Source organism: Corynebacterium sp. LK10, from assembly GCF_008042455.1.
Lineage (GTDB): Bacteria > Actinomycetota > Actinomycetes > Mycobacteriales > Mycobacteriaceae > Corynebacterium > Corynebacterium jeikeium_D.
Window position 1 is genome coordinate 288,071 of sequence record NZ_NOVT01000002.1, and the last position, 19,462, is coordinate 307,532.

Sequence of the window (19,462 nt, forward strand, 5' to 3'; positions counted from 1 at the left end):
GCTGCACTTTTTACAGAGTGCTGACCGAAATGCGGTCGCCCGCCGTGGCCTTGGCGCCCGGTCGGGGTGACTGCAATACGATGCGATCCTCCTCGTTCGCAGAGACGTCGATGTCGAGCTGAAGATGCTGTTTCTCCGCTTCACGACGTGCCTGCGCAACAGTTTTACCCAGCAGCTGCGGAACCTTCACTGCTCTGGACACCGTCAGCGTGACAGTCGCATCATTGGGGTTAACCAAACGACCTGCACTCGGTGAGACTGCGTCGACACGGCCGTAGTCGCGCGAGGAGGAGGACGCGTCCTTTACTTCGCTTACCTCAATGCCCTCGCGCTGCAGAATTTGGCGAGCAGTATCCTCCGACTTGCCCACGACATTGGGCACTTCGATGCCGTTGTTAATGGTCAACGTCACAGAACTACCGCGTTCGAGGCCAGTGCCTTCCTCAGGAGACACGGAAAGAACCTCTTCCGGCTCAGCAGAGGAGGAGAACTCCGCCGATACCTCCCGGACTTCCAGCCCGGCCTTGCTCAACAGCTCACGAGCTTCATCCTCTTGAAGCCCCACGATTTTTGGCACCTTCACCGGTGCTGGCCCCTTGGAGTAATGCACAGTCACAACTGAGCCAACTTCGACGGTCTGTCCTGGAGCAGGAACCGCATATACCAAGCCGCCGGTGGAGACATCATCGGAAAAGACGGGGTCTCCGACCTCTTCTTTCAACGTCCGCTTAGCTAGGGCAGCACTGAACACTTCCTTTGAGTGGTTCGCGGGATATGCGGGCACAGTCGGGCGGCCGAGACTGACCAGTACGCGAACATCATCACCGCGGACAACCCGCGCTCCAGCCAGGGGGTCCGAGCCAATAATCTGGGACACTGCGACATCGTTGTCGTAGCGCTCATCAACCACCGGTTCAAAGCCCGCCTCACTGATTGCGGTCATCGCCTGTGGTTGCGACAGCCCAGTGATAGAGGGCACTTCGCCATAACGGCCAGAGCCCAGCCACCACGCGCCAAGCCCCATGCCCAACGTGGCAACCAGGGCGATAATCAGCCACAATGCACATCCACGGCGCGTCCGCTGTCGGGTAGCTCGACGGCTCTTAGGCGTCTGAGTCTGAGCAGATCGCGGCTGCGGATGCTGTGGGTGCTGTGGCCCCTGAGTGTCCGGCGGCAGCGGATATTCCGGAGCGCCTGGAACGTCGGCTGGTACGAGAGCTCCACCAGACGGCTCCGGGGATTCCCAGCCAGTGGGGTTGTACTCGTCATAGCGATCGAAAGTGCGTGTCCGCCCCGCATCCGGGTCGTCGAAATCATCGAAAACGTTTGGTGGTCCCGGTGGTCGGGAAGAAACGGGGCTACCGGGTGCGTCCGTCGAGAAGCCATAGCCGTCGTGACCGAAGCGCTCGGGTGCCGTCTCTGCGGTGCCGTGTCTGTCATCGAAATGGTCGTTGCCCGGTCGGTGGAAGTCCTCTGTGAGCCCCTCCATGGCGGCAGCGTTGGCGGCTGCTGAATTGACGGGCGATGGCACGCGGAATGGTGGCAGCGCGAGTTTGTCCGCAATGTCTTCGAGTGCGTCACCGAATTCCTCGGCCGTCTCAAACCGATCCTCCGGCCTGCGGGAACAAGCGCGGGCGACCAACTCGTCGAACTCCTCGGGAACGCCGTCGATGAGCTCCGAGGGTGGCGGGACATCTTCGTTCAATCGCTTCATGGCAACGCCGAGCGAAGAATCGGCGATGAATGGCGTGGTGCCGGTAAGCAGCTCAAAGAGCAAAATACCCGCCGCATACACATCGGAGGCAGGGGAGATGGATTCACCCGTGACCTGCTCCGGAGCCAGATAAGCGACGGTGCCGACGATGACCGAGTTAGAGGTCACCTTGGCATCAGCGGCCGCGCGCACTAGACCGAAGTCCGCCAGCTTCACTCGCCCGTCCGAGGCAATCAGCACATTTTCCGGCTTGATATCTCGGTGCACCATGCCGCGGGAATGCGCCACCGATAGGGCGCGCAAAACCGAGCGCATTACGACGGCAGCTGCATGTGGAGGCATCGGACCGCGCTGACGGAGCAGCTCGCGGAGGGTCCCACCGTCGACGAATTCCATAATGAGGAAAACATGCCCCGCCGGGTCCGTGCCCTGGTCGTAGACGTTGACGAGCGACTCGTCATTGAGGTGCGCGACCGCGCGGGCCTCACGTTCGAAGCGGATGCGGAAAGACTCGTCGTCGACAAAACGCGGATCCATGACCTTTGCGGCCACCCTGCGATCGAGCCGCAAATCGGTGGCGCAGTACACGGTGCTCATGCCACCGTGTGCGATGGTGGCTCCGATGCGGTAGCGACCATCGAGAATCTGCCCCTCGACAAGCTGCGACATAAACCAGCCTTCCCTGTTCCAATCAGTTGCTTCTAATAAGTATATGGGGACGTACCTACTGCAAGGCCAACGCGCTAAAGTGACCAGTGTGAGAAAGATTCCAACTTGCCACGATGTCCTGAGCGCCGACGAACCCACTCTTGCGCTGCCCGATGCCGCTGACCTCATTGGCGTCACCGTCACCCGAATTCACGCGTTGCTGCAGGAGGGTCGCCTTATTGCAGTCCACCGCGACGGCATTGCACAAATTCCCGCCCGCTTCTTTGAAGATGATGAGGTCGCGCGTTTTGTACCTGGCGCACTCGCATTGCTTGCCGACGGCGGCTACACGCGAGAAGAAACGCTGGAGTGGCTATTCACCGAAGATGAATCTCTGCCTGGACGTCCGGTGGACGCCCTGCACGGTCACCTTGCACGCGAAGTAATGCGCCGCGCACAGGCTATGGCGTTGTAAAGACCCGGACGGCGTCCTACGCCCGCCGTCCTACGCCCGCGATAGCTCCTGTCGTAATCGCCCGGCCACTGCTGTGAAAAGCAGCGGGAGGGCGATTTTTGCTTTTCGAGCGCGTCCCACTTGAGCGCGTTGCGCAAAGACGTTGTAGTTCATGCGCTCAATTTCGCCGAGAATGTCTGAGTAGAGAATCTCCGCGGCACGGATAGCCTGACGCCCTGGCACCTCTAACATGTCCACGCCGCTGCTGGCTTCGGCATAGAGTGCGCGGTTGCGAGCGATGAAGAAGGCCAATGCCTGACGTACCGCCGGGGTCGTCTGTCCCGTGGCGGCACAGTAGCCGATCTCCTCGGTACCCACTCCGAAGGCCTCCCACTCATTCAGTGGTAGGTAAATACGGCCACGGCGAAAATCCTCGGCGATGTCGCGGAGGAAATTCGTCACCTGAAAGGCTTTTCCCAGGAGCTCTGCGTAGGGAGTGGCTTCCTCCCGGGAGACCCCTGTGCGGGTGCCTAGGATGGGCATCATCTCAAGGCCGATGACTGCTGCGGAGCCCCACATATACGAGTCGAGTTGCTCCCATGTTTCAAAATGCGCAATGTGGCACGATGTGTCGGGCACGTCCATCAACATGGAGTGAACAAAGTCCGCAGAGAGCTGTGGATCGATGTCGTAGTCGCGAAAAGTCTGTGCGGCCGCCGAGATGACGGCACGGTCGCGGTCGCGGTGGACGTCGTCAAGCGAACCGATGACGACAGCTGAGTGGAAAAGCTCGCTTAAACGTGTGACCGTGGCTTCGATGTGCGTGGGGGAGCGGTCGGCGTCGGCGGGGCAGTCGACGTAGTCATCGACGATGCGTGCCCAGGCGTAGAGAGACCACACCGCACGCTGTTGGCGGGGTGCCAATAGTCGCGTGGCCAGGGAATACGTGCGACCGTGGGAGGCCATAATATCGCGGCAGAGCTCGTAGGACTGTGGCAGCGCGATGGTCGAGAGGGGCTGTGGGGTGGGCATGGACAACTATGCGACCTCGGTCGACCGCGACAGGGGCGCCACCGTGGAATCCGTGTCTGCGGCGGTTTTATCGTCGCGCCACGGGTACTTCCAGCTGAATTTTCCAGTGGTCAGCCAGCCGACGGCCAGCCAGCCGAGAACGGTAATGATAACCATCCAGGGCACGTCGTAGAAGCGGTGATTGCCGCCGCCGGCGAAGGACAGCGACAGGATGAATGTGAACAACACGGTGCCTTGAACCACCCATCGTGGCGGGCGAATCGTTCCCATGGGAGTCAATAAGCTGGCGTAGTACCAGGGAAGTGCCACGGCATTAAATACGCAGGCCACCACGTAAGCGGCAATCATGCCAGCGACATTGTTACGAGGGGTGGCTCGGAAGTAGAACCAGGAGATCACGAGTCCCACCAGCATGATGATAGAGGAGACCACGCGTGTGTGGCTGACGATGACATTGAAACCGATGTCGTCGTTGAACCACGCCATGACGCCCGAGATCACACCAGCGACCGCTGACGGTGCTGCCAGGGGGTTAATCACCTTGGTATTGCCGCTGATCTCGGAGATCCAGCCCCAGCTCGAGCCGGTCAGCCAGGTCACCACTGCAAGCGTGCCGACGCAGACTGCGACCAACACGATGCCCACACCGGCAATCGCCGGAATCTTGCGCAGCATCTCTTGAACCGTGGCGATGGGCTGGCGCCTGGTCAACACAATCCACACGACGAAGGGCAGCGCCAGGACAGCGGTGGCTTTCAGCGCGACGCCGATTCCGATGAGGACAGCAGCGACCAGGCCACCCCGCATGTGCTCCATGTGCAGTGCGGCGACTAGTGCCAGGCTGACCAATCCGACCATCAGTGCCTCGTTGTGCATACCCGCAATCAGATGCAGTAGCACCAGTGGATTGAGCACACCGAGCCACTGTGCGAAAGCCGGATTTGCTCCAAGCTCCCGGGCGATTCGCGGGATCGACCAGACAATGGCGGCGAAGCCCAGCAGACACACAATGCGGTAGAGAATCACGCCGACGGTGATGTTGTCGCCGACAATCCGCGTGATGACCTCGCCAATTCCCAGATGCAGCGGGCCATACGGGGTGGTGGTATTCCGCCAATCTGCGGATACCTCCAGCAGCATCGGCCCTGGATTGGCTGCAGCTCCCTCAGTGTAGGGATCAAACCCATCGCGGACCATCGCGCCCTGCATGAGATACGAATAGACATCGCGAGAGAACAGCGGTGCGGCCAGCGCGAGGGGAATTGCCCAGGCCATCAGGATTGAATTGAACCGACGCAACGTGGACTCATCGCCGCCAGCGTTCGCTGGAACCGCAGCGTCTGCTGCGTCGCCATCATGGGCAGAACCGGCCACAATGTCCCGGATGGTCCCCTTCGAGAACAGCAGTTCCCGCCCGATGCGCAGCCACGAGATAAGCAGCAGGGCGATACCTACCCAAATCACAATCTCACAGAAAATCTGACCGTGACCGTAGGTGATCCAGTCGAGTCCCAGAGCGTGGACAAGGCCGCCACGGTAGCGATTCGCACCGGAACCGTAGGAGCCCAGAGCAATGAGGATGCCACCGTAGACACCCAGCTGAGCACTCCGCGATAAATTCATGTCAACCTAAACAATCGATACATTGCTGATGCATTAATCCTAGTTGGTCAGTGACCACCGGCAGACATCCGGGAGACATTCATGAGCTAAGGCGTTTCAAACCGCTGTGCCGCAAGTCGTCCCGAAATCATGACCGTCGGCACGCCAACCCCCGGCACCGTCGTCGATCCCGCCAGCGTCAGATTCTTTGGCATCTTCGGAGAGAAGTTGCGGGGACGGAACGGCCCCGTCTGTCGGAACAGATGCGCCAGCCCAAACGGCGAGCCAACGCCCATGTCGCGTTCTTGCCACTGCTGAGGGGTATCGATCCGACCGACTCGCCACTTCGTAGAAATCCCGGTCAGTCCGCGCCGCTCCAGCTCAGCGGTTATTTTCGCAACGTAGTCCCCACCGATTCGTGACCAGATCAGATTGGCCGACTGCAAGTTGGGGCACGGCGCGAGCACACTGACGGGCTCCCACTGCACGCCGTTCGCATCTGTGACAATACGCTCCGGCGCGCTCACCGCAGGCCGGGTGACCAGCAATGATGGGTCCGACATTAGCTTTCCATGGCGCGGTGACGAGATCTCCTCAAAGGTTTCGTTCCACTTTTCGCCAAACGAAATCAGGTGATGCCGCTTCGGCCACGTCGCAGTCTCCGAAACCGGAATCAGCCCGTGCGCCACCACCGCCGATGGAGAAAATCGAACTGGGAACAACCGTCGCGCTCCCGTCCGCTTTACGACGCTCCGAAGGCCTCGCCGCTTCGATGAGCTACCGGCGGCAGAGGTAGCCGCGTCGTGAAGCCAGCTCTGCACCACAGGTAAATCGGTCGTAGCGATGACGGCATCGGTGGGACGCTCGCCAGTTGCCGTGGTGATGGCGGAGACAAAGCCTACTTCGTCAACTTTCAGCCCAGTGACATCAACGCCGAAGTCGATGGTTCCGCCAGCTCGACGGACGGCCTCGGCGAGCAACTCGCTGACGGCGCCTATACCCGAACCAAATGCGGGGGAGTGCGGATAGTAAACCCCCATCGAGGTATCCATGTGGGAAATGCAGCCGTAGACCGCACGGGCCTTAGCGGGAGGCACACCTGCGTAAAGCGCCTGGAAGCTGAAAACGCGAGCGAGATCATTATCTCCGAGGAAGGCACGAATCTTAGGTTCGAGGGCGCCGAAGGCACCGAGTCGGAGGAGCGTAGTGAGGTCGCGAAGCGCGCCGGGCCCGGTGAATAGGTCCGTAACGCGGTCAAAGCTGCGGGACATGAAGTTGTCGAAGCAGGCATTGAAGAGAGTTTGCAGCCACGTGCGAAGTTTGCGGTAACCGGCGACGGTGGAGTCAGAGGCACCGAAGCGCGCGAGTTCATCGGCCATCATGTCTTCGTTGGAAAACACGTCGAGTCCGCCGCGGGTGGCAAATTCCGCACGGTAGGTGGGCGTGATTGGGGAGGCCGAAAAACCCGGGTCGATATCGCGCGCGTAGAGGCCGACGGCGGCGAGGGCATCGTCGACAAGCGAGGGCATGGTCCATACAGTTGCGCCAGTGTCGAAGACTGCGGTGAGCGATTGCTCGTCGATATCGACTGTGATGGGTTCACTGGCGCAGCGTCCGCCGACGAAACTTCCCCGCTCGACAACGGTGACATCGTAGCCATCGGCGATGGCGTAGAGCGCGGCGGTAAGTCCGGACAGGCCTGCGCCGATGATGGTCAGTCGTGGTTTGGAGCCCTTATGAGGACGAGTGACCGCACGTCGCAGACGCGGGGAATTAATGGGGGCACGAGTGGGGGAAGCAGCGGGCATGACTACGCAACACCTGGTCTAATGCTGACGAGCGGTGGCGCGAACGCCCATAGCAATGAGGTTCTCGCGCGACGTTGCAGGCAGGTCGGCATTCTCGATAGTGGAGAAAGCGCGGCTGGTCAGGCGGTCAATTTCACGTTCGACGGCATCGGCAGCGCCGGAATCAGCGATGAGATTTCGTAGCTCATCAATATCTGCAGCAGACGAGACCGCTCCCAGGCGTTCATCGATAAAGCGGGCCTTTTCAGGTGCGGAATCGAGGTAGAGGCTTAAAGCCTGGCCGACCAGTACGGTTCGCTTGCCCTCGCGGAGGTCATCGCCGGCAGGCTTGCCCGTGACTTCGGGATCGCCGAAAACACCCAGCTGATCGTCGCGGAGCTGGAATGCCACACCGATATCGCGGCCGAAGCTGCGGTAGGCCTCAACCAATTCCGCTGGGGCGCCGGCAATCGCAGCACCAATGTGGAGCGGCCGCTCGATGGTGTAGGCGGCGGTCTTGAACAGATTGATTTTCTCAGCGGTCTCGACGCGACTGTCCCGGCTGGCTTCGGCCGTGATATCGAGCAGTTGGCCGCCAAGTACTTCAGTGCGCATCGCCCGCCAGGGGACAAGTGCGCGGGTTAGCGCCTCCGAGCTGAGGCCTGAAGAGTGCATCATGTCATCAGCCCAGGTCAGAGCAACATCGCCAATGAGGATTGCGGCCGAAATACCGAAGCGGTCGGCGGCTCCATTCCAGCTATTGGCCTCGTGCTTGGCCTCGAATACCTTGTGGATAGTCGGTGCGCCACGGCGCGTATCAGCGTCATCGATGATGTCGTCATGAATGAGTGCACAGGCTTGAATGAGTTCCAGGGCGCTCACCGCGTTCATCACAGCCTGGGAATCCTCGGCTGGGGAGAAACGGCCTTCGAGGCCGCCTGCTCCCAACCACCCCTGCCAGGCGAAGGCTGGACGCACGCGCTTGCCCCCATTGAGGACGAAGGAATGGAGCGAATCTATGGCCTCGGTGTACACCGCATCGACCGACGCGACATCGTCGCCACGGCTTTTGAGGTAGTTCTCCAGCGTTTTGGTAACAGCAGCTGGTACTTCGCGGGGCTGCAGCGCGGCCAAATCCAGTTCTTCGCTCATGTGAGCCTCTCGTCGATGACGGGTAATGCTGACTCAAGAATAGGACACCGCTTAGTATGAGTGACTATGTCCTCAACAATGCCACCGTCGCCAGGCCGCCAAGTGACGATCCGCCAGGCGCTTTCAATGCCGAGCGCGGGCAGTATTCCCTTCTCGGTCGAGTTCATGCCCCCGCGTGACGACGCCGCCGAGGAACGTCTTCTTCGAGCAGCTGAGGCTTTCCATGATCTTGGTGCCTCCTTTGCATCCGTGACCTACGGCGCCGGTGGTTCTAGCCGCGACCGCACCCTGCGAATCGCCCAGCGCGTTTCGAGGCAGCCGCTTACAACGCTTGTGCACCTGACATTGGTAGAGCACACTGTCGACGAGCTGCGGGAAATCCTGCGCTCTTATCTCAGCGCGGGGCTGACGAATCTGCTTGTTCTGCGTGGTGACCCACCGGGAGACCCGCTTGGTCCTTGGGTGGAGACCGAGGGCGGTCTGCACTACGCCAGCGAGCTGATTGAGCTGATTAAGGCCGAGCCGGAGTTCGAGAAGTTTGAAATCGGCATTGCGTCGTTTCCGGAAGGACACTACCGCTCGCCGGATTTGGACCATGATACGCAGTACACGCTGGCCAAGCTGCGCGCGGGAGCCGAATACTCGATTACGCAGATGTTCTTCGATATTGAGCACTACTTACGCCTTCGAGACCGCCTGGTGGAAGCCGACCCAGTGCACGGTGCCAAGCCCATCATTCCGGGGCTGATGCCGATTACATCGCTGCGCTCAGTGCGCAGGCAGGTTGAGCTCTCCGGGGCACAGTTGTCATCCGATTTGGAGGAACGCCTGATTAAGGCAGCAGATGGTGACGAGCAGGCCAATAAAGATGAGATTCGCAAGATTGGTATCGAGTTTTCGACCAACATGGCAGAGCGGCTCATCGCCGAAGGCGTGCCGGGGCTGCACTTTATGACTATGAACTTCGCTCGCGCCTCCCAGGAAGTTTTGCACAACCTCGGCATGGCGCCCGAATGGGGCACCGGCCAGGATATGCTGCGCGGCGGTTTTTAATTGCTAAAAGTCCTGCATGTCGCGAACTCTTCGCGCCCACAGGACACCTAGCACTGAGGCTAGGACACCGGCGGCTGTGGTCACACCGGCAAATAATAGGAATTGATTCCGCTTGGTGGATCCAGCCGGCGACGAAGCCCATACATTATGGTTCTCGCCACTGGCGAGCTGCCATTCCACCTTGTTCGGTTCGGTCTGGCGGCCATTGGAGTCAGTAACCTGCTCCGGGAACGCGACGACGAAATCAACCTTCGCGCCGGGCAGGTGAGTCAAATCCATGTGGCCGTTCATCGAAATCTTGCCGCCACCGGTACGGTCTAGGTCGATGTCTACGCGATCGTCGGAAAGCTGTCGGAGCGTATCGGTGAGTTCAATGAAGTGCAGCTCGTTGAACGAGACTTCCATCTTTCCTGTGGAGGAGTCGATTACTCCCTGCGAGACGCGGTCGGAGAGATCTTCCGGTACTTGCCACTGCTCAAATTGGGAACGGACTTCCTCCGTGGGGGTTACGTGAATTGTGCCCGAGACCCTGTCGTCGCCGGAAATGGTAATGCCAGCCTGTGCGTCAAAGCAGCCGCTGAGCGGCAAGATGGCGGCAATTCCGGCCATTGCTGTGGCAATGCGCAGAGGCGAAAGCCGTCGACGTGGTGTGGAAGGTTCACTCGGTGATGATGTCACGGGGAAGATCTACTCCTAGAACTGCGAAGGGACGGGAGTCCCCTGTGAAATAAAAGTTCCTTAAAACATCCTTGAAACCAAATTGGCGGTAGAGCTGCCATGCCCTATTGGCCTCATTCGGGTATTCCGGGGTTGACAACAGAACTCGCGTCTCTGGGCGGGAATCGACCAACTCGCGGAGCAGTCGTTTACCGAGTCCCCGCCCCTGAAAGCTGGGGTGTATGTGAATCTCAGACAGTTCGGCGTAGTTGCCCAAGAGCTTGACGACGTCCGGTAGCGAGCGCCCGTCCATGAGCAGTCCATCTCTTACCTGGCGATACCACCAGTGCGTGTCCAATCCTGTACGGCAGTAGCCGATGCCAACCAACCTGCAGCGCGGGTCGCGGAGAGCCTGGGCAGGGGAGAGCTCTTTGGGGTGAGCTATGGCTGCAGCAGCCATGAAGCCGGGTTGAGTGGTTTGCTTCTGCCATTCGTGGAGACGACCGGGCAAGATTGCGGGGTTGTACTGCATCGCGGTGATGTAGAGAGCCACTGCTTCTTGCAGGCGGAGATTGAAGTCTCCTGCTGTCATCGGAACCACGCTGTATTTCACAGTGACCAGATTAGCGACTTGGACGAACTTAGTTGTGAGATTACTGCAATAACATCGAGTCGAACAGGTGTGCGAAAGTGCGCATGGCGTAGTCCGGGCTTGGGGATAGATTGCAGTCAATCCCGCTAAGGAGAAGCGGAAAATCCGTGCTCATGTGAATGCTGTGTGAAAGGAGAAGCAGGGTGGTGGCAAGGTCGAACGTGGTGGAGTTTAGGGCGATTTCGCAGTCGGGTTCGGTCGCCCCGGTCGGTGTCTCAAGGCAATCGCTGGAGCTGCTGGGGCGGGCAGAGGCTCTGCTAGCGAATGCTCGGAATGCCAGCTCTGATGAGATGTTGGAGCTTTCCTACTGTGCGGCGCTGCGTTGCGCAGGCGCGCTGTTGAATCGCGACGATGTGTCGGTGGCTGGGGGTTCTGGCTCGGGCGCTCGTTCGGGCTCGGTAGTTAAGCGTCGTCGTTCGGCAACACAGAGTGCCTGGTTGCGTTTAAAGAAAGAGCAGCCCGAATTTGATAGCTGGGTCACCAAGTTTGAGCAGTTCACCGCGCTGCGTGAGGAAGTCCGGTTGGGTATTTCGCGTCGCATTGACTCTCGGCGGGCGCAGGAGTTGTGGGATTTAAGTTGTGCATTCTTGGGGGCTGTCCGGGCTGAGCTGGGTGTTCTGCCCGCGGCTGCGTAAGCCGGTGGGGGCGTGTTAGAGCGTTGCTTTCCTAAATAAATGGGGGATTGTTCGGATTCATGGAACAATAGAGGTGAGTCGCCCGTTGAAGGGGTAAGAATGAAGCTAACGGACGCCGCGTTAGCAGCACGTGGCCTGTAATTAACTTTGTTGTATCGGCATTGTTAGTTGAGGGGTCAAGGCTCGCCAGTATCGCGGTGGGCAATGCTCAAGTAGGCGATGGAGGAATTGTGGGACTATCTGAGCACGAACAGCGGATGCTCGACGAAATCGAGTCTGCACTCTACGCTGAGGATCCTAAATTTAGTTCGACGATGGCCGGAAATGCGTTCAGCTTTCCGGAGGAAAACAGCGCACCTCGTGGGTTTTCCATCCAGGTTTTTGCGCTCATGCTCCTCGGTCTGCTGATGTTGATTGGCGGCGTCGCTCTTTTCTCTGTGAGCAATTGGTTCATTGTGTTATCGGTTGCCGGCTTTGGCCTTATGTTCGGTTCCGGCGTTTGGGCTCTGACCGGCGCCGGTAAGCAGGAGAAGGCTAGTTCTGCTTCGGGGCTGAGCTTTGGAAAGTCTAAGTCCGGGGCGGCAAAGAGTCGTCGAGGGACCTCGGGTAGCCGTGGCTCCTCTGGTGATTCCACGTTGGAATCGCGTTTCCGTGGCCGCTTCGAGGGGCGTTAGGGGATAAGCCTCAAGAATTAACAAGTGAGGGCAAGCCAGCGATGGCTTGCCCTCACTTTTTTGTTTTTCTAGACGTGAATCGTCTCCACAAGATCTCACCCACTTTGCCCCACCCCGAGTCCCCACTTTCCCCCACTTAGCTATTGGGATGGAGGAATTCTTATCTGCGGTCGTTGTTGGTATCTCCGAAAGTTTGGCTCTGGCGACACAAAATTGCAGGTCAACGCACTAAGTCTGGCGACCAGGTTGAATCTGGATGGTTTTTAGCAGGTAAGTGGTGGGTAGTGGGGCGTAAACTGCTTTCTGTTAACAATGTGGTTGGTGTGGCGTCGTTATCGGCGTGGTCGCGGGTGGGTGCCCCACTTTTTATTCGCGCTTTAATTGTCGAGGTGATTCTTTAAAAGTCCAGGTCAATTGGGTTAAAGCAGATGTCCTAGCGGTGGGGTTGCGCTGATGCTGTGGCTATTTTTCTCCTTCTTGTGTTGATAGTGGCAGATAGTGGGGTAAAGTGGGGCATGATGTTGATTGAGGTTGGTCAACATTGCAGAAGTGAATATCCGATTTGCGCTTAAAGTTTGGCGAGATTTTGGCACAGCGGGAAAGCACAGCCCTCCGGCTCTGCTTGAAGGCAACGCCTAAATCCCTGAATTCGGTAAGCGTTTGTGCGTTGACATTGAGGTTGACACGGGGATAGGAGGCCAGTGACGCATGTTTCTGGGCACCTATACGCCGAAGCTTGATGACAAAGGGCGCCTGACGTTGCCGGCGAAGTTCCGTGAGGATCTCGCAGGTGGCCTGATGGTCACTAAAGGGCAGGATCATTCTCTGGCGGTGTATCCGAAAGAGGAGTTCGTCAAATTAGCTCAGCGGGCTACTAAGGCCTCTCGTACGAATGCCAAGGCGCGAGCTTTCATCCGAAATCTTGCGGCGAGCACCGATGAGCAGCGTCCTGATGGCTCGGGGCGAATCACGTTATCGATGGATCACCGTCGGTACGCGAATCTCTCCAAGGAGTGCGTGGTTATCGGCTCTATTGACTTTCTGGAGATCTGGGACAAAGAGTCCTGGGAGGCCTACCAGGCGGAGCATGAAGCTGATTTCTCCGAAGGTGAGGATGACTCGCTGTTCGGCGTTTTATAAACCGCTTGGAATAACCGAAAAGAGGGAATGTCCGCATGGACTCTGCCTGATAGCCCCTGGTGTACTTCCCCGATACCAGGTTCTGTCAGGCGGGGCCCTGTGAACATCCCCGCTTTTTGTTTTAAGCACCGATAGCAGCATTCCCAGTAGTGCTCATGAGGTGCGGTCTGGTTGCTGGCGCGGCACTCGTCGTTAAGCAAACCGGGAATACACTCGATAGATTCTCTGACCAGTGCGAACATACCCGGTGAGGAGGGGAAATGAACGGATCGGCACCTGCGGATGATCGCAAGTCCGGCGAGTTTGGTCATGTCCCCGTTTTGCTTCACCGAGTGACTGATTTGTTGCGCCCGGGCATCGAGGCACTGGGTGACGACGCAGTAGTTGTCGACGGCACTCTTGGTGCCGGTGGGCACACGGAATACCTGTTGGAGCAGTTCCCGAAGCTCTGCGTTGTTGGACTCGATCGCGATGACAATGCATTGCGAGGGGCAGAAGAACGTCTCGCGCGCTTCGGTGATCGCTTTGTATCCTTCCGTGTGCGTTTCGATTCGCTCGCCGAGGTGCTCAGTGGTGAGATTCCTGCAGCCGCTGGTGGCAGTGGCGCGGAGGACATTCTCGCCCGCGCCGCTGAGAAGGGCATTGCAGGTGCGCTTTTCGATCTCGGTGTTTCCTCGATGCAGCTTGACCAGGTCAATCGTGGATTCGCCTACCGAGTCGACGCCCCGCTGGACATGCGCATGGATGCAAGCCAGGGGATTACCGCAGCGGATGTGCTCAATACCTATTCGCACGGTGATATCGCGCGTATCCTATCGACTTACGGCGACGAGCGCTTCGCCGGCAAAATCGCCTCGGCAGTCCTGCGTGAGCGGGAGAAGGAACCGTTTACGACCTCCGGTCGTCTGGTCGAGCTGCTCTACGAAACCATTCCGGCGGCATCTCGCCGCAAGGGCGGACACCCGGCCAAGCGTACGTTTCAGGCTCTTCGTATCGAGGTAAATCGTGAGCTTGAAGCTCTGGAAAATGTACTGCCACAGGTCTGCAATGCACTCGCAGTCGATGGGCGTGCAGTGTTCATGAGCTACCAGAGTCTGGAAGACCGCATCGTCAAGAAGGACTTTGCGGAGCGCGTGAAGTCGACAACCCCACCGGGGCTCCCGATGGAGCTTCCGGGGCATGAACCGCACTTTGCTCTCATCACGAGAGGTGCGGAGAAGGCGTCGGCAAGCGAGATCGAAGACAACCCCCGAGCCGCACCGGTGAGAGTTCGCTGTATCGAGCGAATTCGAGCCGATTGACCCAAACCTTTCAACCGCACCAAACGCACCCTTAACGATCTAAGTACTGGGAGAACTTTCGAGCATGGCAACGACAATCACGGAGCACGCCCCCACCCGGCGCACCTCCCGCGGCGCATCTGCAACCGTCGCCGGTGCCAAGACGAAGACTCGTCAGCGCGGTCGCAGCGCCCGCACGAAACAGGATCTTTATCAGCGCCGGCGGTTTGGGCGCACAGGTTCTCAGCAGGTCATCTCGGTGCGTGGGCGTCGCGTTACGACGTCCTCGAGGGATAACCACAAGTTTGCCGGTGCGGCCGTGATGATCATTCTCGTCGTTGCCGGAATCGTGGCGGCGATGTGGCTGTCGGGTATTTCGACCTCGACATCCTTGCAGCTGGATGCTGCGCAGACCAAGGAAAAGGAGCTGCGTAACCAGCTGGAGGTGCTCGAGCGGGATGTTGCTTACATGAAGTCAACCGGTGCTATCGCGCAGCGTGCTGTGGAAGAGGGCATGGTCAATCCGGAGCAGCCTGCCGTTTTGACGACTGATCCGGAAGGCAAGGTCGTGGAAGTGCGACCGGGCGATGAGAAGCAGCAGAAGATTATCGACCTCAACAGTGAGTCGCCGAATGTTCCGCATGCGCCGTCGTCGAACCCGAAGGACACCGAGAATGTTCCAGGGATGCAGGCACCGGCCATTGAAGAAGCGCACCCACGTCCCAACGGGTTGCCGGCAACCGCTCCGTATGCGCCGCAGAACCATGAGCCCGCACCAGCACCTGCGCCGGCTCCGGCACCCGCGCCTGAGGCTGAAGCTCCAGCGCCAGCTCCGGAAGCGCCCGAAGCGCCAGCCTCGGTGCCGGAAGTACCGGAAGCACCGGCACCCGAGCCAGCTCCAGCACCGTAGGAACTTAGAAACTAAACACGGCCAAACTGGCCAACTGTCCGATATTCTGGCGGTTCCACTGTTTCTGGTCAGGCGACTGTAGACTAATTAATTCAGTACTCGCGATGGCAGGGAATACCGCCTAACGTTATCGCGCGCGGGAGAATCGACTTAGTAGAAAGCACTAGCGCATGATTCGATCTGAAGACGACTACCCCAACCGTGGAGGGGGGTATGACTTCGGCGAACGTGCTTACCGAATTACATCCCGTGAGCGCAGAGACCAAAGTCGAGTTCGGGATGGTCAGCGCAGCCGGAGGCTCGATGCTAATACCAACCGAAGCGTGCCCCCGCGCGAAAAAATGCGCATTAGTAATAAGGACTTCATCCGGCGTCGCAACTGGCTGCAGTTTATAGGCGCTATCGCAGTCGTAGTGCTGGTCTCCCGTTTGGCTTGGGTGCAGCTCGTCGCAGGTCCTGACCTTTCTGCGGCGGCACAGAATCAGCGCACGGTGGAAGTTGTTGATGCAGCTCGGCGCGGTGCGATTCTCGACCGTAATGGAGCTCAGCTTGCCTTCACGATGGAGGCACGCAGTATTACCGTGCACCCGAACACTTTGCGCAAGTGGATTGGGGACGCACATAAGCAGCGCCCGGATGATGTCGCTGCCTACGATGAACGCCTCGAGCAGATCGCCAAGGATTTGCCGAAGCTACTCGACGTGGCCGACATCGACGCGGAGAAGTCGGGAAGCAGTCGCCGTCGTCAAGCGGAACCCGAAACCGAGGAGAACTCGGTGATGAGCGCGCCGTCCCGGGTGAGCTCGAAGGACATTCTAGAGAAGCTGCGCAATGAGGACAGCACCTACGAGGTGCTCGTGCGTAATGTCGATCCGGACAAGGCCGCCGCCATCGTGGAAAAGTATCCGGAACTGGTGGCGGAGCGTCAGGATATTCGCCAGTACCCGAATGGGGCGACGGCGGCTAACGTCATCGGCAAGATTGGCATGGATGGCGTCGGCCAGTTCGGCTTTGAAGCCTCTCGTGATGCCACTTTGCAGGGTATTAACGGTGGCAAGACCATTGATATCGCCTCCAACGGCGTGGCAATCCCGGGATCCACGCGCGATGTTCACGCGGCTGTGGACGGTACGACATACGAGCTGACCCTGGACCTCGACATGCAGTACTTTGTCCAGCAGCAGGTCAACCAGGCGAAGGCCAACTCGGGAGCGAAAGATGCGTCGGCAGTTGTGCTCGACGCGAAGACCGGCGAAGTGCTAGCAATGGCGCAGGCGGACACGGCTAACCCGAATAAGGATATGGGGGCCGAGCTCGAAGAGGGGCGCACTATCGGAAACTCCGCTGTATCGAACCCATTTGAGCCGGGCTCTGTAGCAAAGATCATTACCGCCGCGGCCGCTATCGAAGATGGCAAGACCACACCGGATGAGGTTCTGCAGGTCCCGGGCACGATTGATATGGCGGGTGTCACCGTGCGCGATGCATGGGAGCACGGCACGGAAGCTTTCACGACGACCGGTGTATTCGGCAAGTCCTCCAATGTCGGCACCCTAATGCTGGCAGAGCGTTTGGGTCAGGACCGCTTCGCTGAGATGCTGCATCTCTTCGGGCTGGGGCAGTCCACGGGTATCGAGTTGCCCAGTGAATCGTCCGGCTTTGTGCCACAGCGTCCGCAGTGGTCCGGCGGTACATTTGCGAACCTGCCCATTGGTCAGGGTATGGCCATGACACTGCTGCAGATGACAGGAGTTTTCCAGGCAATCGCCAACGATGGCGAGCGCATCCCGCCGCGTATGATTCGTTCGACAATTTCCCCGGACGGCACGAAGACGGCAACAGAGCGCCCGGAAACAGTGCGTGTGGTTAGCCCGGAGACCGCCCAAACTGTGCGCGCTATGTTTGAAGGCGTTATGCAGTCTGATCCCACGGGGCAGCAGTCGGGTACCGCGGCCGGCAATAGTATTGAGGGATACTCGCTCACAGGCAAGACAGGTACGGCGCAGAAGTTTGACCCCGACACCGGCGCGTACTCGAATTCCAAGTACCACATCACGTTTGCAGGCATCGCGCCTGCCGACGATCCCCGTTTTGTCATTGGCATTATGCTTGACGAACCCCAGCGTGGTGTCCATGGTGACGGCGGTCAGTCAGCAGCCCCACTGTTTAAGGACATCGCCGCTTGGGCGCTTAACCGCTACAACGTACCGCCGTCGCCACCCCGCGAGGGCAAGTTGTTGCTGCAGCCGTAACGAGGTCACCACCACAATGAAGTTACCGCGACAGCACTAATACACAGACTTTTATTACTTTGGTTTCTGCAAAGTGAATCTCTTGAATTTTTCCAACCTGTTGTACACCAACGACTGACTTGAAAGAGGGAACAGCCAATGACCGCCACCCTTGCGAAATTGTGTAACCTCGCGCATGGCCGACTTGACGGCATTACCGAATCCGCGGCGGCAGGAGCGGATATCGCCGCAATCGAACTCAACGCTGCCGAAGTGCCTGAAGGCGGAATGTTTGCTGCCGTCCCAGGTACTCGCACGCATGGTGCGCGCTACGCGCAGCAGTCGGCTGCTACAGCGATCCTGACTGATGAGGAAGGTCTGAAAATCCTGCGGGAAGCAGGGGAGACTCGACCAGTCCTGGTTGTCGACGATGTCCGGGCCGTCATGGGGCACGTTGCTGCAGAAATCTACGATCACCCCTCGGATTCACTGACCATCATTGGGGTTACCGGCACCTCTGGCAAGACCACCACGACCTACATGCTGGAGGGCGCGCTCCTGGCAGCTGGATGCTCGACAGGCATCATTGGTACTACCGGCACGCGCATCAATGGCCGTGCCGTTCCGTCGAGCCTGACTACCCCAGAAGCTCCGGCCCTCCAGCGCCTGTTCCACCAGATGCTCTCCGAGGGGGTGACGCACGTTGTCATGGAGGTTTCTTCTCACGCACTGTCGTTGGGGCGTGTAGACGGAGTCAGTTTCGAGGTCGGGTGTTTCCTCAACCTCTCGCAGGATCATCTGGACTTCCACAAGACCTTGGAAGAGTATTTCCAAGCCAAGGCCAAGCTCTTTGATCCCGCAGGTCCGACACATGCACCGAAGGCTGTCGTGTGCATCGACGACGACTGGGGTGTCCGCATGGCAGATATCGCTGCCGGCGACCCGGATGTCCAAGTCACCACTGTCCATACTCAGCATCGCGTAACCGACAAGACGCCAGCTGCCGAGGTCTTTGCAGAATGGCACGCCGCTGCAGCCACTGTCGCCACCAACGGTGTCCAACATGTGGAGCTAACGCGAAATAACACTGACACAGTTGAGGTGGAAGTTCCTCTGCCGGGTGCTTTCAACGTTGCCAATGCCGCAGTCGCATGGGCTGTGCTCGATGCGATTGGGCATGCCAATCACGCGGCCAAGAGCGGTCTGGCACAGGTGCGTGTGCCAGGCCGCATGGAGCGCATCGATCGCGGACAGGACTTCCTGGCTGTGGTGGACTATGCCCACAAGCCAGCCGCAGTAGCTGAAGTGTTGGCCACCTTGCGTGCACAGACCGAAGGTCGCGTGCTGGTTGTCGTCGGCGCCGGTGGCGACCGCGATAGTGCCAAGCGTCCAATTATGGGAGCTGAGGCTGCATACGGTGCCGATGTCGTCATCATCACCGATGACAATCCACGCTCCGAGGTGCCCTCTGAAATCCGTGCGGCCGTGGTCGCCGGTGCGAAGGAAGCGGTTGCCAGCGGCAAGGCCAGTTCTGACACGGTTGTTGAGGAAATCGGCGATCGCGGCCAGGCAATTCGCCGTGTCGTCGAGCTCGCCCACAGCGGCGACAGCATCGTGGTGGCAGGCAAGGGACACGAAACCGGCCAGAATATCGGTGGCGTAATTCACCCGTTCGATGACCGTGAACAGCTGGCCGAAGCACTCACACAGCGACTGGAGGGATCCGCTGATTGAGATTGCTGAAATCGCTGAGGAAGCGCACCACCTGACATGCCTACCGCGAACCATTCGCGGTAGGCGAATAAAATCAAGAAATCATCCTTTACTAGGCGCCTGGAACT

General features: G+C 59.0%; 16 protein-coding genes. 9 read left to right on the forward strand and 7 right to left on the reverse strand.

Features of this window, described 5'->3' with window-relative positions:
* Positions 1 to 10: 10 nt before the first annotated feature.
* Complete coding sequence (locus CHU70_RS01285; RefSeq protein WP_070429539.1) at positions 11 to 2,383, reverse strand: PASTA domain-containing protein; 2,373 nt, start codon at positions 2,381 to 2,383, stop codon at positions 11 to 13.
* Between the two features lie 79 nt (positions 2,384 to 2,462).
* Between CHU70_RS01285 and CHU70_RS01290 the strand changes: the two genes are divergently transcribed.
* Complete coding sequence (locus CHU70_RS01290; protein WP_005510311.1) at positions 2,463 to 2,837, forward strand: Rv2175c family DNA-binding protein; 375 nt, start codon at positions 2,463 to 2,465, stop codon at positions 2,835 to 2,837.
* Positions 2,838 to 2,867: 30 nt separating this feature from the next.
* Here the strand turns inward: CHU70_RS01290 and CHU70_RS01295 are convergent, their stop codons facing one another.
* The 4 genes from CHU70_RS01295 to CHU70_RS01310 all read right to left on the reverse strand — a co-directional run bounded on the left by CHU70_RS01295 (position 2,868) and on the right by CHU70_RS01310 (position 8,389).
* The gene (locus tag CHU70_RS01295; protein WP_049170403.1) at positions 2,868 to 3,848 is read right to left on the reverse strand and encodes a phytoene/squalene synthase family protein; all 981 of its coding nucleotides are present in this window, start codon (positions 3,846 to 3,848) and stop codon (positions 2,868 to 2,870) included.
* A 6-nt stretch (positions 3,849 to 3,854) separates the two neighbouring features.
* On the reverse strand, positions 3,855 to 5,471 hold the full coding sequence (locus tag CHU70_RS01300; protein WP_049170255.1) for an alpha-(1->6)-mannopyranosyltransferase A: 1,617 nt from the start codon (positions 5,469 to 5,471) through the stop codon (positions 3,855 to 3,857).
* An 86-nt stretch (positions 5,472 to 5,557) separates the two neighbouring features.
* Positions 5,558 to 7,258 (reverse strand): phytoene desaturase family protein, encoded by a 1,701-nt coding sequence (gene crtI / locus CHU70_RS01305; RefSeq protein WP_147719381.1) that lies wholly within the window; start codon positions 7,256 to 7,258, stop codon positions 5,558 to 5,560.
* A gap of 18 nt (positions 7,259 to 7,276) precedes the next feature.
* Positions 7,277 to 8,389, reverse strand: coding sequence for a polyprenyl synthetase family protein (locus CHU70_RS01310; protein WP_048731197.1), 1,113 nt, complete (start codon positions 8,387 to 8,389; stop codon positions 7,277 to 7,279).
* 66 nt (positions 8,390 to 8,455) lie between these two features.
* Between CHU70_RS01310 and metF the strand changes: the two genes are divergently transcribed.
* The gene (gene metF, locus CHU70_RS01315; protein WP_048731195.1) at positions 8,456 to 9,442 is read left to right on the forward strand and encodes a methylenetetrahydrofolate reductase [NAD(P)H]; all 987 of its coding nucleotides are present in this window, start codon (positions 8,456 to 8,458) and stop codon (positions 9,440 to 9,442) included.
* Positions 9,443 to 9,445: 3 nt separating this feature from the next.
* Here metF and CHU70_RS01320 read toward each other — a convergent pair whose 3' ends face one another.
* A complete protein-coding gene (locus CHU70_RS01320; RefSeq protein ID WP_016423011.1) occupies positions 9,446 to 10,120 on the reverse strand; it encodes an LppM family (lipo)protein in 675 nt (224 codons plus the stop codon).
* Positions 10,101 to 10,691: a GNAT family N-acetyltransferase gene (locus tag CHU70_RS01325; protein ID WP_048731193.1), complete on the reverse strand. Its 591-nt coding sequence runs from the start codon at positions 10,689 to 10,691 to the stop codon at positions 10,101 to 10,103. The genes CHU70_RS01320 and CHU70_RS01325 overlap by 20 nt, the downstream gene beginning before the upstream one ends.
* Before the next feature lie 206 nt (positions 10,692 to 10,897).
* Here CHU70_RS01325 and CHU70_RS01330 point away from each other — a divergent pair, with 206 nt between their 5' ends.
* The 7 genes from CHU70_RS01330 (at position 10,898) to CHU70_RS01360 (ending at position 19,355) form a co-directional block, all read left to right on the forward strand.
* Positions 10,898 to 11,386, forward strand: a complete 489-nt coding sequence (locus CHU70_RS01330; RefSeq protein WP_048731236.1) for an SAV_6107 family HEPN domain-containing protein — start codon at positions 10,898 to 10,900, stop codon at positions 11,384 to 11,386.
* Positions 11,387 to 11,616: 230 nt separating this feature from the next.
* On the forward strand, positions 11,617 to 12,060 hold the full coding sequence (locus CHU70_RS01335; protein WP_016423008.1) for a DUF3040 domain-containing protein: 444 nt from the start codon (positions 11,617 to 11,619) through the stop codon (positions 12,058 to 12,060).
* Positions 12,061 to 12,768: 708 nt separating this feature from the next.
* Positions 12,769 to 13,200 (forward strand): division/cell wall cluster transcriptional repressor MraZ, encoded by a 432-nt coding sequence (mraZ, locus tag CHU70_RS01340; protein ID WP_005510286.1) that lies wholly within the window; start codon positions 12,769 to 12,771, stop codon positions 13,198 to 13,200.
* Positions 13,201 to 13,460: 260 nt separating this feature from the next.
* The gene (rsmH, locus tag CHU70_RS01345; RefSeq protein WP_070605646.1) at positions 13,461 to 14,501 is read left to right on the forward strand and encodes a 16S rRNA (cytosine(1402)-N(4))-methyltransferase RsmH; all 1,041 of its coding nucleotides are present in this window, start codon (positions 13,461 to 13,463) and stop codon (positions 14,499 to 14,501) included.
* Positions 14,502 to 14,565: 64 nt separating this feature from the next.
* A complete protein-coding gene (locus CHU70_RS11175; protein WP_070605644.1) occupies positions 14,566 to 15,390 on the forward strand; it encodes a hypothetical protein in 825 nt (274 codons plus the stop codon).
* Positions 15,391 to 15,560: 170 nt separating this feature from the next.
* Complete coding sequence (locus CHU70_RS01355; RefSeq protein ID WP_083296885.1) at positions 15,561 to 17,642, forward strand: penicillin-binding protein 2; 2,082 nt, start codon at positions 15,561 to 15,563, stop codon at positions 17,640 to 17,642.
* Between the two features lie 138 nt (positions 17,643 to 17,780).
* Positions 17,781 to 19,355 (forward strand): UDP-N-acetylmuramoyl-L-alanyl-D-glutamate--2,6-diaminopimelate ligase, encoded by a 1,575-nt coding sequence (locus CHU70_RS01360; RefSeq protein WP_049192947.1) that lies wholly within the window; start codon positions 17,781 to 17,783, stop codon positions 19,353 to 19,355.
* The last annotated feature ends 107 nt before the right edge of the window (positions 19,356 to 19,462 follow it).

Coding starts and splice junctions, on each gene's coding strand:
- rsmH (WP_070605646.1), top strand. CDS start 13,461: ATGAACGGATCGGCACCTGCGGATGATCGCAAGTCCGGCGAGTTTGGT.
- mraZ (WP_005510286.1), top strand. CDS start 12,769: ATGTTTCTGGGCACCTATACGCCGAAGCTTGATGACAAAGGGCGCCTG.
- CHU70_RS01295 (WP_049170403.1), bottom strand. CDS start 3,848: ATGCCCACCCCACAGCCCCTCTCGACCATCGCGCTGCCACAGTCCTAC.
- metF (WP_048731195.1), top strand. CDS start 8,456: ATGTCCTCAACAATGCCACCGTCGCCAGGCCGCCAAGTGACGATCCGC.
- CHU70_RS01300 (WP_049170255.1), bottom strand. CDS start 5,471: ATGAATTTATCGCGGAGTGCTCAGCTGGGTGTCTACGGTGGCATCCTC.
- CHU70_RS01355 (WP_083296885.1), top strand. CDS start 15,561: ATGATTCGATCTGAAGACGACTACCCCAACCGTGGAGGGGGGTATGAC.
- CHU70_RS01310 (WP_048731197.1), bottom strand. CDS start 8,389: ATGAGCGAAGAACTGGATTTGGCCGCGCTGCAGCCCCGCGAAGTACCA.
- CHU70_RS01285 (WP_070429539.1), bottom strand. CDS start 2,383: ATGTCGCAGCTTGTCGAGGGGCAGATTCTCGATGGTCGCTACCGCATC.
- CHU70_RS01325 (WP_048731193.1), bottom strand. CDS start 10,691: ATGACAGCAGGAGACTTCAATCTCCGCCTGCAAGAAGCAGTGGCTCTC.
- CHU70_RS01360 (WP_049192947.1), top strand. CDS start 17,781: ATGACCGCCACCCTTGCGAAATTGTGTAACCTCGCGCATGGCCGACTT.
- crtI (WP_147719381.1), bottom strand. CDS start 7,258: ATGCCCGCTGCTTCCCCCACTCGTGCCCCCATTAATTCCCCGCGTCTG.
- CHU70_RS11175 (WP_070605644.1), top strand. CDS start 14,566: ATGGCAACGACAATCACGGAGCACGCCCCCACCCGGCGCACCTCCCGC.